The following is a 15630-nucleotide window of genomic DNA, read 5'->3' as shown; positions in this document are numbered from 1 at the left end:
ACCTACGTCACTTATCCCATTACCATCCCAATCGCCCGTTACCGGGATATCCGAACTGATACCCCAGTCTATCGCCGTTGTCGGGGAGCCGGGTGCCCTCAGGTAAAACATGTGCGTTGAAGGACGGTAGATACCAACGTTTGTTTTAAGTGTCGTATATCCTTTGATACAGACATTTGTATTGGACAAAGCTGAGGTCATATCGGTCCACGATATACCGCTCTGACTGATATAGCTCTCCCCGGGATTCGCAGTTGCATGACTGGAATAATATGCTTCGGGATTTTCCATCGGCACCGGGAAATTCCATCCGGGTGTCGATGCAAAAATCACGATAGAATATTTTTGCCCTCGTTTCAGAGTAACATCAGGAATATCGATTGTATGGTATCCAAGCAGAGAATCCGACCAGGTCGTTTCTGCTACATATCCACTGGCATTGATTGGCCCTCCGGAAGGATCCAAGTAAATTCTCACAGTATAACTACCCGGATATGTCTGGTATGTGCTTATAGAGTTCAGTGTTTCTCCGGATTGAGCAGTGAAGACATTGGCATAGTATGCCGATGGTGTTCCATAGCCGTATGATCCAACCCATCCAAGAGGATCGTAGCTATAAACGCGATCAAAATTCGTTATGCGTTCACCAGTGAATACAACCGTCCTGTTACCAATCGTCCCATCGTAATACGATACGTAAAAGTACCCGTTATCACCCCACCCGGTACCCCAGGAGTTCTTGACAATGAACGCTCCATCACCTGCGGGTTGATATTTAAAATTCGTCCGGCTGTAACTGTCGTCCCAGCCAACGATAGTGATTGCGTGATTAGTCAACGAAGCAGTCAGGTAATTATTGAAGGCGTGGCTGGTTGAATTGTAAAAAAGGCTGTCCCAGTAGATAGAGGCCTTGACCGCTCCATGGTTCATCAGTGCATCCTTAATATTATTATTATCCGTCGCACTGGAACGCTGGGGAATGAAATACACATTCTGGACATGCTTATATACCATCAGCCCCGAAAGAGAGGCATTGCCAAGAGCCTGATAGGGATCATCAGATTCCAGCACAGGTCCGCTCCAGCGTGTAAGGTAGGCGGAGGACATCCATTCATTCCCGCCATCGATCGATTCGCGGTCAAACCCATCCGCATTTGTACTGTTTAACCGGTTCTTCATGTTATTCTCCGAAAAATCCCAGTTTTCTCCGGGTAGGAGAGTTGATTCGAGTGATGCGATCGTGGCAAATGCCCAACAGGCACCTGCCACACCCTGGTCTTTTACTGACGAAACTCTGCCATAACTTCTGAGATCGTAGGAGGCCGGGTAGGGTGTATCATCCGAACCGATCGGCAAGGTTTGTGTATAGGACAGGTCAATTGGTGAAGGGATGTCGCCGTCCAGAAGCACCTGCTTTATCGAACCGTCATTAAGTTCAATCATTGTGAGGCTTGCACCAGACGGAGTACTGCTTTCCTGTACCTCCATTTGGTCGACCACGGGATTTTTTGTCCTGTTTTGATAACGTAAAAAGGCCGGGTTAACCGGTGATTTGCCGTGGCTTATTACTTGAGACCAGTCGATTGCTTCGAAAGATTCCTTGTCGGATATCCGGTTAATTCCAGGTGATTTGACAGAAAGATCTCTTTCGTCTGGTGTTGGGGCTAGGTTTGTCGTTGGAACATCCGTTGTCTTCGTTGGACTGGGTACAATATTTTCAGATAATTGAGAAATTCCGGTTTCTTCTGATTCAAAAGAATCCACTCCCGACTCCTCCGATACAGGTCCTACTATCGGAGTGACATTACAAGGATTCTTTGTAACATCAGTTTTCGGGGTTTCCAATATTACCAACGATTCATTTTCAATGGGAGAGATAGTATTAGTCAACATGGATTCCGAAGCTGGCCCGGCAGTAGTCGGGATGGTCATTACATTCTCCATAGGGTTTACAGTCTCATTAGGCGTTCCAGGTATCTCGTTATATTCCCATGCAGAGGAAACCGCGATAATAAAACATGATAACAAGACCAAGATGAAAATTAATTTTCCGACGCACCCCTCACCATGCATGGCATATAATTTATCAATGTGATATTAAAATGATTTGGTTTGTACAACTAATGAAAGACACTGTTTCCATTAAATTCCGAAGAAAAATTCGAGCCTTTTTATTGTAACAGGATTAAAAAGACTCCAACAGAATGCCAGAAAGACGGTAGCAATAAAGACAGCGATACTTTTCTACAATAGGGTCTTTTCTGGAACAACTGCAATTCACACACAATTCGCACTTAGTGTGGTAAATTCTAAAAATGGATTATTCCGTATCAGACATCCGGTTGTCCCGCAGGTACCGCTCGTTTGCCCGCATGAGATCTACTGGCGTCCCTACATCGATATGGATCCCATCGATTTTTTTAAAGAGAACGCGTCTGCCTTCCTGGATCTGGACCCGGATCGAATCGGTCAGCTGGTACTCACCCTTCAATCCGGGTTTTGTTGCACGGATTGCACTGAAAATCGACGTGTCAAAAACATACGCACCAAGTGCGCCGAGATTACTCGCAGCTTCATTTGCCCCGGGTTTTTCATGAATATCAGCAACCCGGTTGCCTTCGGGCGTGATAATGCCGTGACGCGTCACATCATGCACCTCAGCAACCCCGACAGTCGTGACCGCGTGCTCAGAACAATGGAACGTGATGATATCTTTCAAGAAAATCTTCGGCTCGAAATAATTATCACCCAGTACAACGGCAAACGTCCCGTCAATCGTGTGTTCACCGGCGAGGACGGCATCGGCAAGCCCCCTCTGCTCGTCCTGGACGACATAATTGAAATGCACCCCAAAACGTTTTCCTGAACCGAGATAATCGGATAAACCATGCTTGTGCGGACTTACAATAACAGTTATCTCTTCTATCCCGGCACTTGTCATTGCCTCCACAACATGTTCGATTACCGCTTTCTCACCGACAGGGAGCAGTTCCTTAGGGATCGCATAGGTAAATGGGCCAAGACGTGAGCCTTTTCCTGCAGCCGGGATAAGTCCCTGAGTAACCTTCATTTCAGGAGACTCCATGGAAGATCAGGGAACAAATCCCCGCCAGACGTGTATTCGCTGACATCCGATGAAAACCGGTTTTACCAGCATATTCCTTCCTTCCCATCACAAGTCAATATGTGGCGTCCTTCAATAATAATCCGCTTTTTCATACCATCAAACTCATGATTGATCCGGGAAAACTCCGGCCACTCGGTCATGACAAGACATGCATCTGCTCCCAAAAGCGCATCGGCAGCGCTGCCGGCATACTCGATTGACGGAAAAATTTTCTGCATGTTCGGTCCGGCCATCGGATCGAATGCAGCAACCCGTGCCCCTTTCTCTAGCAGTTCACGGATAACCGGGATGGCACGCGAATCCCGAACATCATCTGTATTATCCTTGAAGGCAAGCCCGAGAACTGCAATCCGTTTACCGGATATTTGCCCGGCCCTATTCTCAAGAAGCGCAACAAGACGATGCGGCTGCTGTTCATTCACAGCAAGGACTGCGCGAAGGATCTGCGGATCGATTCCGGCCCGCTCAGCCAAAATGGTAAGTGAAGAGACATCTTTCGGAAAACAACTCCCGCCAAACCCAGCGCCGGCATCAAGGAATTTTGAGCCGATCCGCTGGTCGAGCCCGACCCCTTTCATTACTTCGTAGACATCGATCCCTAATTCCTTACAGATATTGCCGATCTCGTTGGCGAATGAGATTTTTGTGGCGAGAAACGCATTGGAAGTATATTTGATCATTTCAGCTGCTGCAAGGCTGGTCCGGACAACCGGTGACTGAAATCTCCGATATGCATCGGCCACACGATCCCCCGCCATGGAGCTGCTACTGCCAATCACGATACGATCAGGATTCTGGAAATCTTCAATAGCACGCCCTTCCCGCAGGAACTCGGGGTTCATGGCAAATCCGATATCGTTTTCTTTCTTATGGGCAGCCGTCAAAACTGCCGGACGCACAAGATCTCCGGTTGTCCCGGGAGGAACAGTACTTTTCACAACAACAACATGATAACCGGTTGGTTTCTGTAGTGCTGTGCCGATTGACCTGCTTGCAGATTCAAGGAAACTCAGATTTGCGCTGCCGTCATCGTTTGCGGGAGTTCCTACGCAGATAAACGTGAGGTCCGAGGTCCTGACCGAATCGTACGAGAGTTCCGCCCGGAGGTTTTTTCCGATTGTCTTTCCAAGGATTGGTTCAAGACCAGGTTCATAGATCGGAGCCGTTTTTTCATTGATCATCCCGGCTTTTTTTGTATCAGATTCAACTATGGTTACTTCGTTGCCGGCATCTGCAAAACAAGCACCGGTAACAAGACCTACGTATCCTCCGCCGACAATGGTAATTTTCATACGATCCTATTCGTCTCCCTGTTCTTTTGTAGTGTTCGCAGAACGATATGAAAATGCTTCGGATACGTTTGTGAGAAGTACAGGTTCAGAAGAAATCCGGTATAGTATTTTCATCCTCGCTGGAGCCGGATGAATTTTCGTTTTTTTTCCAACTATCTGAAAATACGCGTGTTAAAAATTTTTCATAAATCTTCAATACCGGTTTTTTTCCAAGTCTATCATTTTACACGGACCTGAATACTGAGGATGATGCATACCCGAGGGCCGATCCCGGTACTTGGAAAAAGGGGGGTGGCGGAACGTCTCTCCCCCCATGATCATTCTCCGACGTAGAATCCGTAGGGTGAAAACCCGGAAAAATTCGGCACTGGAAACGGTGCCAACACCGAAGGAAAATATCCATTAAAAGTCATATAATCAAAAAATGACCGTTTTAAACGATTTCCGACCGTGCAGTTTATTGGCCATAGAAAAACCGCAAAAGCTGCACAGGCTGCAAGTTGTCCGGCCGGGACCAGGACCTTGAAAGCCCGCTGCACCCGTTTTTAAAAACAGGTTTTTCAAAGGGGAAAAACACGACCATTTTTCCGATGAAAAAACCCGGAACTGCGATAGAAGACCAAGGGGGGACGTACGAGGGCTGTTCCTGAAAAGAGGTCCCATCTGTTTTACGGTAATCTACGTCGGCAACCTCCCGAGTTTACTTCCAGGATCCCCTCCAATCAATGGTTGATGGATAATGTATAGGAATAATCCCGGGCCGGGAAAAATTTTGCGCCAATGAAAATTTTCAAAAAATCCCAATCCGGAATAGGAAAAAAACAGATGATACCCGGAAAACTTCCCTCCGCCAACGTTCGCTGAATGAAAGATCCCGGAAAAACCGGAGCCGTTTGCTCCCGCCACAACCTTCTTTTACCTAAACAATGACCAGAGTAGTGAGGTATTCCGATGCACCGTTATACGCTCTCCTGCAGCGCCGAGGCTGCCGATTTCGAACCGGTTGCGCTCGCTGTCCACGAACTGGTCCACCGCCTTCCCGTCACGGCAAAATCCCGCGATAAAAACGGGATACGGATCGAAGAGGGCCGGGTGATCGATCGCAATTACAGTGGGCCGGTGCTGCTCGATGCGATTGCACAAAACCGGACAATCAAGGTCACGCCCGCCAGCGGTGCATACAAAGGGGTGCCGGTCACGGTCTCGCCCGTGAGGGACAAGGATGGGGATGCCATCGGTGCAATCGGTATCGTTGATATTACCGGCATCTTCGATCTCGCAACGCTCATGGAACACCAGTCCGCCATCCTCAAGCAGGTCTGCGGCAAGGATCCCTGCCCTCTTCCCGGGGAACAGATCGATTCAAAGCGGTGAGCATCATGCCGGATTCCGCATTCAGGGTACTTGAAATTCTAGAACGTGCAACTGCTCCCGTCTCAGGGGAGGTCATCAGCAACGAGCTGAAGATTACGCGGTCAGCAGTCTGGAAGCACATCAACGAGCTCCGGACCATGGGATACGACATCTCCTCTTCGCAGAAGGAGGGGTACCGGCTCACCCGTACGAGCAGCAAGCTGCTGCCGTACGAGATCCACAAGAAGCTCCGGACGAAGTTTATCGGAAAGAAGATGCGGTACCTCGAGAATACGCCATCGACCATCTGGGTGGGAAAGCAGCTCTGTTCCGAAGGCGATGTCGAGAAGATGCACGGCCTCGTGATCATTGCCGAAGAGCAGACCGGCGGGATCGGCAGGATGGGAAGGGTCTGGGTCTCTCCCAGCGGCGGAATCTGGATCACGATTGTCCTGAAACCGAAGATCCCGGTCGATCACATCTTCATGATCACCATGGCTGGTTCCATCGCCCTCGCCCGGGCAATCCGCAAGGAGTTCAATCTCGGGGCGCTCATCAAGTGGCCCAACGATATCTTCATCGGAAACAAGAAGGTTGCCGGGCTCCTTCTCGAACTCTCTGCTGAGGCCGATGTCGTTCACCACTGCCTGCTCAGCATCGGGATTGATGTGAACGTTCCCATAAAAAAATTCGATCCATCCCTCAGGAACCAGGTCACCTCCATCTGTGTGGAGGTTGGCCACGAAGTTGACCGGGCCGCATTTCTTGCCAGAATCCTGAAGGAATTCGAGAACCACTATGTCCTGATCGAAGGCGGGGAATACGATGCAATCATCCGGGAGTACAAGAGCCTCTCCTGCACGCTGGAAAACCGTGTCCAGATCCGCACACTCCGCAACAGCTTCGAAGGCGATGCGATCGACATCGATGAGTACGGTGCGCTCATCATCAGGAAAGACAACGGCAAGCTGGAACGCGTCATCGCAGGTGACTGCATCCACCGCCCGTGATGCATACTCTTTTATCGTCAACTATCTTTTTTCTAATGGTTGACGATGTTCGGTAACCCCGTCAGATCCCGGCTGATTGCCCATACCGCTGCCTTCATCGGTCTCATTGCAATCGGCAGCTGGATCTCCATTCCATGCATCCCGGTCCCCTTCACGCTGCAGACCCTCTTCGTCCTGCTTGCCGGAGCGGTCATGAAACGGTACGCAGTGATCCCGGTATTCCTGTATGTTCTCCTTGGAGCCCTGGGACTTCCCCTCTTCCACAACGGGCTTGCCGGGATCGGGGTACTGCTGGGGCCGACCGGCGGATACCTTATCGGGTTCGTTGCTGCAGTGCTTGTCACCGGTCTGTCGTACGAACATTCATCCCGGCCGGTCCGCGTCTGCGGCCTTGCCCTGGCAACAATCCTGATTTATGCATGCGGTGTCGCGTGGCTCATGTACTCGCTTGACCGGGAATTAATCCCGGCGTTTATGGCCGGTGCCCTGCCGTTCATTATTGGTGACACGATTAAGGCCGCGGCTGCATACGTCATCGCGGACAGGCTGCCATGATCACGGGAGAAAAGATACGGTACCGTTCCCTTGTCGTGGATAACATCCGGCTTTCTCATGGAACAACCTCGATAATCGGTCCGAACGGGAGCGGAAAGACATCGCTTCTGAAGCTGCTTGCCGGGATCGCAGAACCGGAGAGCGGAACGATTCTTATCGATGGAATCCTCCCGCGACAATCCGAGATCGGCTGGGTAAATGAATTCCCGGACCGGAACATCCTGTTCGGCAGTGTATCCGATGAGATTGCATCCCCGCTCCGGTTCCGTCACATTCCCTGCAGGATGATCGATGAACGTGTAAAGGAGGTCATGGGACTGGCAGGGATCGGGCACCTGCAGAACCGTACGGTGCAGACGCTTTCCGGCGGGGAGAAAATCCTGGTCGCTCTTGCCTCATCGCTTGTTATCCGGCCGCAGGTACTTGTGCTGGATGAGTACGATTCCCATCTCGATTCAAACCATGCCGGAACGATCGCAGGAATTATCCGGAAGAGCGGGATCCCGTACGTGATTCACTGCACCCAGGATATGGATGCTGCTGCATCAGCGGACATGGTCCTCTATCTTGAAAAGGGATCCATCGTGCATGTTGGAACTCCGGACGAGGTTTTCGCTTCCCTGGACCGTTCGGCGTTCCGTCCTATCGCTTGGAGGTGCCGGCTGTGAAGGTTTCCGTTCAGGGTGTCCGGGTTGATCGCGGCGACTGGTCGCTTTCTGCGGAAGGGACATTCAATGAAGGGATCCATCTCGTTTCCGGTGATGTCGGCAGCGGCAAGTCCACGCTGGCGCTGATGCTTGCCGGCCTGTTAACGGCGGCATCAGGATACATTGAACGTCAGGGAATTTCCTCGCATATGATCGCGTTCCAGTTCCCGGAATTCCACATTACCGGGACAGACATTTTTAAAGAATGCAGGTCGTGGGGGATCGATCCCGGCCCGGTCCTTGCCTCTGCCGGGCTCGCTGACGGGGCGCTGACAGATCCCCACGCCCTGAGCCGCGGCGAGCTGAAACGGCTGGTCCTCTTCTGTATCCTGGCAAAGCAGTACGATCTCCTGATCCTTGACGAACCGTTCAGTTCGCTGGACTGCGTGGAGAAAGAACGGTTATGCGCTGAATTATCCGGCAGGAAACACGGCATCACCGTGATCTTTACCCACGAACAGGCATTCTTCCCAAAAGTGGATCGTATCTGGGAAATCTCCGGGGGTATTCTGCACGACCGGGGCCGGGTCCCGGATGCTCTCGGGCGGTGGGAGCATGCACCGGCAGTGATCAGGGATCTTGTCCGGGCTGGAAAAGTTCCGGCCAATATCTCGCGGACCGAGCTGCTGGAGGCTGTATGCAGGACATAAGGCTGCGTACGGGTGCGGCTGCGCTGCTCTCGTTCGTGGCGTTTACAACCCTCACGGGGGCTCTCCTGGTATTCATCTGGTGGCTTGTCTTCTCGCACCCACTGCAGGTACTGAAAAAAATCCGTGGTGCGGTTCCGGCTATCATCCTTGTTGCGTTTTTCGGCCTAGTCCTCGAACTCACCGGCGGGGGCGGTTTTTCGTACACTGCACGGATGGCGGTGATCATCCTTGTCGGGGCATGGCTCTATGCAGAATACCGGCAGGGGGAGTTCCTCGGGCTCGGGACCTGGCTGGGCGGGAAAAAAGCCGGCTTCGATTGCGGCATGGTAGCTGAGATGGCGATCCAGTCGCTGGACCTGATGGCTGCAGACCTCACGCGGATCCGACATGCTCAGGAACTCAAGGGCGGACACTGGGGAGTACGGTCCCTTGTTCCGGCCGGCAGTATCCTCATCCGCGGTACACTCCGGCGTGCGGATGAAACTGCCGAGCTGATGGCAGTCCGGGGATACCAGCGGGGCGGAAGTTGTTGTCCATTGTTCACGACAACGCGCCGGGACATCATCGCGGGCATTGCAGCAGTATGCATCACGGTCATCGCCTTCCTTCCCGTTAGTGAATTTTTTATACTTTACCATTGAATTTTTGAGATGCTGGATGGATACCTGCCGCCCCCCTGAGGCCCCCCATGGATGCTGTCGTTTCCCGTAAAGTGAAGATCACCGATACAACCCTTCGCGATGCACACCAGTCGCTGATCGCAACCCGCCTCCGGACGGAGGACATGCTGCCCCTTGCCCGAGCCCTTGACCAGTGCGGTTTCTTCTCGGTCGAGGCCTGGGGGGGCGCGACGTTCGATACCTGCATCCGATACCTGAACGACGACCCGTGGGACCGGCTCCGCGACCTCAAGGGTGAACTGAAGCATACCCCGATCCAGATGCTGCTCCGGGGGCAGAACCTCGTGGGCTACCGCCATTACCCTGATGACGTCGTGGATAAATTTGTTGATGCGGCGCACAAAAACGGTGTTGATATCTTCCGTATCTTCGATGCTTTGAATGACATCCGCAACATGACCCGGTCGATGGCCCGGGTAAAGAAGGCAGGGGCACACCTTCAGGGTACCATATCATATACCACGAGCCCGGTCCATAACAACGAGACCTTCATCCGGATGGCCCGGGACCTGTACGCGCTCGAATGCGATTCCATCTGCATCAAGGACATGGCTGGCCTTATCATGCCGGAGGCTGCACGAAACCTTATCGCCGGCATCAAGAAAGCCGTGGACGTCAAGGTCTGCCTGCACAGCCACTGCACGAGCGGCATTGCGCCCATGAGTTACCAGGCTGCCATCGAGGCCGGCGTCGATATCGTCGATACCGCGATGTCGCCCTTCGCCATGGGCACTTCCCAGCCACCTACGGAAAGCGTGGTGGCATCCCTGATGGGAACACCCCGCGACACCGGGATCGACCTGGTCCGGCTCAGGGCGGCACGGAATGCCTGCATCCAGATCCGGGAGAAATACGCGGGTCTCCTCAACCCAATCTCTGAACGGGTCGACAGTAACGTGCTCCTGTACCAGTTGCCGGGCGGGATGATCTCGAACCTTGTCTCCCAGCTTCAGGAGCAGGATGCCATCGACCGGCTGGACGACGTGTTTGCGGAAGTGCCCCGGGTTCGCGAGGACCTTGGGTACCCGCCGCTGGTGACGCCCACGAGCCAGATTGTCGGCACGCAGGCCGTGCTCAACGTGCTCGTGAACGGGGAGCGGTACCGGAACGTGACCAAGGAGGTCAAGGACTACATCCACGGCCAGTACGGCAAGTCACCGGCACCGGTCAGCCCGGAGATCCGCCGGCTGATCATCGGCAGCGACGAAGTGATCACGGTGCGCCCGGCCGACCTGCTGGAACCGGCATACGAGAAGATGAAAGCGGAAGCAGAGAAAGCCGGGCTGGTCCGGAAAGAGGAAGATGTCCTGACCTACATCCTCTACCCGGCAATCGCGCCCTCGTTCCTCAAAGGTGAGAGGAAACTCGAGGAGCTCCCGAAGATTCAGCCCGCCGCAGCACCGGTGTCCGGTGTCCCGGACCAGATGCAGGTCGAGGTGGACGGGGAAGTCTTCTCCATCCGCATCATCTCGGTCGGCGGGAACGCGATGGAAGTCGCGAGCGTTACCCCGCACCAGAAGACCCCCCGCGGCGATATGGAGGGCGGGATCAAGAGCAACATGCAGGGGATGGTGCTCAAGGTCAATGTAAGCCGGGGTGCAACCGTCAAAAAAGGCGACACCCTTGTTGTCCTTGAAGCGATGAAGATGGAGAACCCCATCCACAGCCCGGTTGACGGCAAGGTCATCGAGATCTTCGTTGATGCCGGCGATGTCGTCAAGAACGGCGATGTCCTGCTGGTGGTGCAATGAAGTATTTTGAGAAGCTCCTGGTTGCAAACCGCGGCGAGATTGCAATCCGTGTCATGCGGGCCTGCCGGGAACTCGACATCGATACCGTCGCGATTTACTCCGAAGCCGACAAGAACGCCCTCCATGTAAAATATGCCGACGAGGCCTTCCAGGTTGGCGAGGCGCACCCGTCCAAGAGTTACCTGAACATGGAACGGATCATAGACATCGCCCGGAAGAGCGGTGCCGAAGCTATCCACCCGGGGTACGGTTTTCTAGCAGAAAACTACCGTTTTGCCAGGCTCTGCCAGGACGAAAACGTGATCTTTGTCGGACCGCGGTGGAAGACCATCCAGGCCATGGGCTCCAAGATCGGCAGCAAGCAGATGATGCGGGACAACAAGGTGCCGGTTGTCCCCGGCACCGATGGCGGGATCAAAACTCTTGAGGAAGCAAAAAGCGTAGCGGCTGAGATCGGCTACCCCGTCATCGTCAAGGCAAGTGCCGGGGGAGGCGGGATCGGCATGCAGATCGTCCAGGACGAGAAATCCCTGGAAGAGGCAATTGCGGGCAGCCAGCGGATCGCCCAGTCAGCATTCGGCGATGCAACGGTATTCATCGAAAAATATCTTGTCAAGCCCCGTCACGTCGAGTTCCAGGTGCTTGCCGATGAGCATGGGAACGCTGTCCATCTCTTCGAGCGGGAGTGCTCGATCCAGCGCCGGCATCAGAAACTTATCGAGGAAGCCCCCTGCCCGATCATGACACCGGAGCTGCGCAACCGGATGGCGGAATCTGCACTCAGGGTCGTGAAAGCATCAGGGTACACCAATGCCGGGACGGTCGAATTCCTGTACAGCAATGGGAATTATTATTTTATGGAGATGAACACCCGGCTGCAGGTCGAGCACACCATCACCGAGTTCATTACAGGCATCGACATCGTCAAGCAGCAGCTCGCGGTTGCTGCGGGCGAGACCCTTCCCTTCGAACAGAAAGACCTGACCATCCGCGGCCATGCGATCGAGTGCCGGATCAATGCCGAGGACCCGATGAATAACTTCTCTGCGGATCCGGGTAAAATAGTCAGGTACCGTTCCCCCGGCGGGCCTGGCATCCGCGTCGACAGTGGTATCCACATGGGTTATACCATCTCGCCCATCTACGATTCCATGATCGCGAAACTGTGCGCATGGGACAGCAACCGGCATGACGCGATCAAGCGGATGCGGCGAGCGATTTCCGAGTACATCATCCTCGGCGTGAAAACGACCCTGCCCCTCCATTACGCGATCATGAACAACCCGCAGTTCGTGTACGGCAACACCCACACGCATTTCCTTCAGGAGGAACATATCCTCAACACACTCGACCGGTATGTCAGGGATGAGGAAACCCGGATGCAGACACTGGCCGGATCATTCCAGCAGGGAAAGAAGGTGGCCGCCATCACTGCGGCAGTCAACCTGTACCTGCAGAAGAAAAAAGAGTGAAAGCCAACCGCGGGATAGCAGAACCTTTAAAAGTTTTTACGGCGTTGTAATTATGCACTTTTGTGCTGCGGTGGCCTAGCTGGTTAGGGCGCCAGACTCATAGGGTTCTGACGTGCAATTGCGCGTTCCTGCTTCGAGAGATCTGGAGATCGGGGGATCGTAACCCCTCCGCAGCATCCGTTTCCCTGCAATACTTCTCATTTTTAGATAACTGCCACTTTTAACCGGGAATTTTTTTAATCCCTCACTAAAAAATCCGCCGATTTTCTTTTGGACGATATATTTATTAGTTCTTTTATCGTACCGCGTACCAGACAAGGTGATTTTTACGGACTTTATTCTGAATGCGGTCGTTGGAATTATCCAGCTGGTTATTGCCATCGTCTTTGCCGTTGCGGCCCTGTATATCGCTTTCTGGGTTCTTGGCAAGATCACCAGGGGCATCGATGAAGAGAAAGAACTGGCACAAGGAAATGCCGCCGTCGGCATTCTTGTTGCATCGGTGTTCATCGCGATAGCAGTGGTTGTCCAGTCAGGAGTCACCGGACTTTCCGTGGGCATCAACAAGGCGATCAGCCTCGGGTTCAACAGTGACGGGATTCTCGCAGTCGTTGTCGCGATCTTCCAGCTCCTGGTCGGTATTGTGCTCGCCATTGCTGCAATCTACCTTGCCCTGAATATCCTCGACCGGCTGACATCCGGCGTGAACGAGTTCGAGGAACTCAAAAAAGGGAACGTTGCCGTAGCTCTCGAGATGGCAGGTGTGATCATTGCCGTTGCCGTCATCATCCAGTCCGGTGTGATCGGAATCACCGCGGCAATTGTATAATTTTCTTTTGGGTATAGTCACATTTCAGCGACTAATTTTTTACTCTGATGGACGCCCCCCCTTGTGCCAACCCTGCCCCCTTTGGGGGCGGGGGCGCATGTGATACTTCTGTATTTCCGGGAGGCCTGATCCTGGTAATGCAACGTTATCGCAATTGGGGCGCCATAGCGGCGGGGCGAAGCCCCTGGAGCGTCAATATTTTTGTCCTTTCTCATGAACACTTTCTTATTCCGAATTTTGGAACAATGTTCTGACTCTATTTTTCTCTCGTAAATTCCTTAACGATTTGGTAGTTAAAATGGCACTATACCCTTCTTTTTTTACACTGCAGAAATCCTGCTGGAGATCGTATTGGATGGTGATGGGACCACGGACGTTCGGGGTATGCCGACCCTTACCCCGTGGAGCATGGCCGTAAAAAAGGTCCATGGAAAAAGAGTTCGAAAATAGGGATCAAGGGGCCTTATCCCCTTGGGCTGCTTCCCCGTCTGGCGACCGACCGCAGGGAGGTCGGGAAGAATGTATCAGGATTCTTCGAGCGAGAGTGGGGGGTCACATTCGCAATTACGCTGAGCAGGTAGCGGGAAGAATTTCTGCAGAGTCCTTTTTTATCTCCTAAAAACGGAATCGACAGGCCGCGTTTTTCTGCCGGGTTACTTCCCGTACCGGTTGATGGTGAGGATCAGGTCACGGAATCCGTCCATCTCTATCGCGAGGACCTCGTTGCGCATCATTCCCATGCTGGTTTCGGCATCTGCCGTCAGCATCTCCGGGCCGCGTACTACCGTCCTCGCGATCCCGTCACGGGACAGGATTGTCTCAGCCTCGGGATCGTGCACAAATGCCCGTCCGGGAATGAGTACAACCGGTTCAAGGGATTTCAGATCGATCTCCCGGAGATCGTCTGCAGTGATCAGGCAGGCTATCTCCTTCTTCACCGGGAGGACCGGCACCACCGATCCGCATGCAGAAAGGATAGCATCGATGAACGGCGATGCGATGCTGCCGGAGATCACGCTCGCACGTTTCGTGACGCGGGGGAGTTTTGCAAGCAGGTCCGGCTCGAACCGGATCGCGAACGGCGACCCAATCTCAGGATCCCATAACGGGGTGCCGGATATCTTCATCGTGAACTTTTTCCGGAGATCGGTGATCATGTCCCGGAACGATTCAACGCTCTGGACACGCTGCTTTGCCATCACCGGCCCATTCCCGAGAATGAGCCCCTGTTCCGTGGTATTGGCAAACCGCATCAGGATCAGGCCCTTTGCACCCCGGTCCTGGAGCCACCTGCAGGTCTCCTCCAGGACCTTCCCGTCATTCACCCCGGGGAGGACTACCGTTGCTGCATACACGTCAATGCATTTTTCTCCGTTTTCATTCTCAGCAGAACAGAGCCGTTCAAGGATACCAAGCGATACTTCCGGCGTCGGGTCGTGCATATACTTTTTCCGGAGTTCTGGATCGGTTGCAAAGACCGTGAAAGAGATCTCGGAGAGCCCGTTATCGATGAGGAGATCGGCGATCGCCGGATCGTCCCATCCTTTCCCGCTGGTGTATCCGATATGGAGCGGGGCTTTCATGCTCCCGAGGAGCTCGATAAGCTCCCGGAACCGGGGATAACAGCTGGGATCTCCGCCGCCGCTGATAGTGATCCGTTCGATATCGTCCAGCTTTGCCTGGAGATTTGCAAGGGTTTCGTCCGCGATGGTCCTGAGGTCCTTGAAACCGGCATACTCCTCCCGGATCCCCCGCGTACAGTAATCGCATCCTTTCCGGAATGGCAGGCAGTACCTGCATCCGAGCGGCTGGACTCCTTTCACTTTCTTAAAATAACAGTATTCACAGAAACCGCGACAGTTTATCCCGGGACTTCCCCCGATATCAACGGTCAGCTGTGCCATGGACACTAGTACGTCAGTTCCTCAAACGTTTAATCTGTTCGGGTGATCAGATTCACGAAGATCGCAGACAGGAAACCCGTGCAGGATCTCCCAAGCCGGGTTTTTTGCCGGAGTTCCGGCATGACACCACCTTTTTTACGATCTACGGACAAAATCATATGGCGCCTCAGTGGCTTAGCTGGCAGAGCGGCTGACTTGTAATCAGCAGGTCCCGTGTTCAAATCACGGCTGGGGCTTTCGAACATTGTGTTCGAATCTACAGTAAACTTCTTTTAGCCCATCCACACACGCTGTTTTATG

Annotated in this window: 13 protein-coding genes and 2 tRNA genes; 11 read left to right on the top strand and 4 right to left on the bottom strand. The window is 53.3% G+C overall.

Features of this window, described 5'->3' with window-relative positions; genetic code table 11:
* From A4E33_RS00760 to A4E33_RS00750, 3 genes are all read right to left on the bottom strand, one after another.
* The coding region (locus tag A4E33_RS00760; protein WP_292345487.1) for a lectin like domain-containing protein at positions 1-2073 on the bottom strand (2073 nt) is incomplete at its 3' end.
* A 247-nt stretch (positions 2074-2320) separates the two neighbouring features.
* Complete coding sequence (locus A4E33_RS00755; RefSeq protein ID WP_292345486.1) at positions 2321-3085, bottom strand: sugar phosphate nucleotidyltransferase; 765 nt, start codon at positions 3083-3085, stop codon at positions 2321-2323.
* Positions 3086-3147: 62 nt separating this feature from the next.
* Positions 3148-4419: a UDP-glucose/GDP-mannose dehydrogenase family protein gene (locus tag A4E33_RS00750; protein WP_292345483.1), complete on the bottom strand. Its 1272-nt coding sequence runs from the start codon at positions 4417-4419 to the stop codon at positions 3148-3150.
* A 951-nt stretch (positions 4420-5370) separates the two neighbouring features.
* Between A4E33_RS00750 and A4E33_RS00745 the strand changes: the two genes are divergently transcribed.
* The 10 genes from A4E33_RS00745 (at position 5371) to A4E33_RS00700 (ending at position 13426) form a co-directional block, all read left to right on the top strand.
* Entirely contained in the window at positions 5371-5793 is a 423-nt protein-coding gene (locus A4E33_RS00745) for a DUF2111 domain-containing protein (RefSeq protein ID WP_292345482.1), read from the top strand.
* 5 nt (positions 5794-5798) lie between these two features.
* Positions 5799-6782, top strand: coding sequence for a biotin--[acetyl-CoA-carboxylase] ligase (locus A4E33_RS00740; protein ID WP_292345480.1), 984 nt, complete (start codon positions 5799-5801; stop codon positions 6780-6782).
* Between the two features lie 45 nt (positions 6783-6827).
* Complete coding sequence (locus A4E33_RS00735) at positions 6828-7337, top strand: biotin transporter BioY (RefSeq protein ID WP_292345478.1); 510 nt, start codon at positions 6828-6830, stop codon at positions 7335-7337.
* A complete protein-coding gene (locus tag A4E33_RS00730) occupies positions 7334-8005 on the top strand; it encodes an energy-coupling factor ABC transporter ATP-binding protein (protein ID WP_292345476.1) in 672 nt (223 codons plus the stop codon). Before A4E33_RS00735 ends, A4E33_RS00730 begins: the two co-directional genes overlap by 4 nt.
* Complete coding sequence (locus A4E33_RS00725; RefSeq protein WP_292345473.1) at positions 8002-8694, top strand: ATP-binding cassette domain-containing protein; 693 nt, start codon at positions 8002-8004, stop codon at positions 8692-8694. Before A4E33_RS00730 ends, A4E33_RS00725 begins: the two co-directional genes overlap by 4 nt.
* Positions 8682-9335: an energy-coupling factor transporter transmembrane component T gene (locus A4E33_RS00720; RefSeq protein ID WP_292345471.1), complete on the top strand. Its 654-nt coding sequence runs from the start codon at positions 8682-8684 to the stop codon at positions 9333-9335. Before A4E33_RS00725 ends, A4E33_RS00720 begins: the two co-directional genes overlap by 13 nt.
* A gap of 47 nt (positions 9336-9382) precedes the next feature.
* Positions 9383-11125 (top strand): sodium-extruding oxaloacetate decarboxylase subunit alpha, encoded by a 1743-nt coding sequence (gene oadA, locus A4E33_RS00715; protein ID WP_292345469.1) that lies wholly within the window; start codon positions 9383-9385, stop codon positions 11123-11125.
* Positions 11122-12597 carry an acetyl-CoA carboxylase biotin carboxylase subunit gene (locus tag A4E33_RS00710; protein WP_292345467.1) on the top strand — a complete coding sequence of 492 codons (1476 nt, stop codon included), beginning with the start codon at positions 11122-11124 and terminating at the stop codon, positions 12595-12597. The genes oadA and A4E33_RS00710 overlap by 4 nt, the downstream gene beginning before the upstream one ends.
* 64 nt (positions 12598-12661) lie before the next feature.
* Positions 12662-12773, top strand: a tRNA-Met gene (locus tag A4E33_RS00705).
* Positions 12774-12916: 143 nt separating this feature from the next.
* Positions 12917-13426, top strand: coding sequence for a DUF350 domain-containing protein (locus A4E33_RS00700; RefSeq protein ID WP_292345465.1), 510 nt, complete (start codon positions 12917-12919; stop codon positions 13424-13426).
* A gap of 653 nt (positions 13427-14079) precedes the next feature.
* Here A4E33_RS00700 and mmp10 read toward each other — a convergent pair.
* The gene (gene mmp10 / locus A4E33_RS00695) at positions 14080-15330 is read right to left on the bottom strand and encodes a methyl coenzyme M reductase-arginine methyltransferase Mmp10 (RefSeq protein WP_292345464.1); all 1251 of its coding nucleotides are present in this window, start codon (positions 15328-15330) and stop codon (positions 14080-14082) included.
* Between the two features lie 163 nt (positions 15331-15493).
* Between mmp10 and A4E33_RS00690 the strand changes: the two genes are divergently transcribed.
* A tRNA-Thr gene (locus A4E33_RS00690) sits at positions 15494-15566 on the top strand.
* Positions 15567-15630: the final 64 nt, after the last annotated feature.

This window comes from Methanoregula sp. PtaB.Bin085, assembly GCF_002067035.1.
In the GTDB taxonomy this organism is placed as follows: domain Archaea; phylum Halobacteriota; class Methanomicrobia; order Methanomicrobiales; family Methanospirillaceae; genus Methanoregula.
Note: the sequence above shows the minus strand (reverse complement) of the source record. Positions and strands in the feature narration are given on the sequence as shown.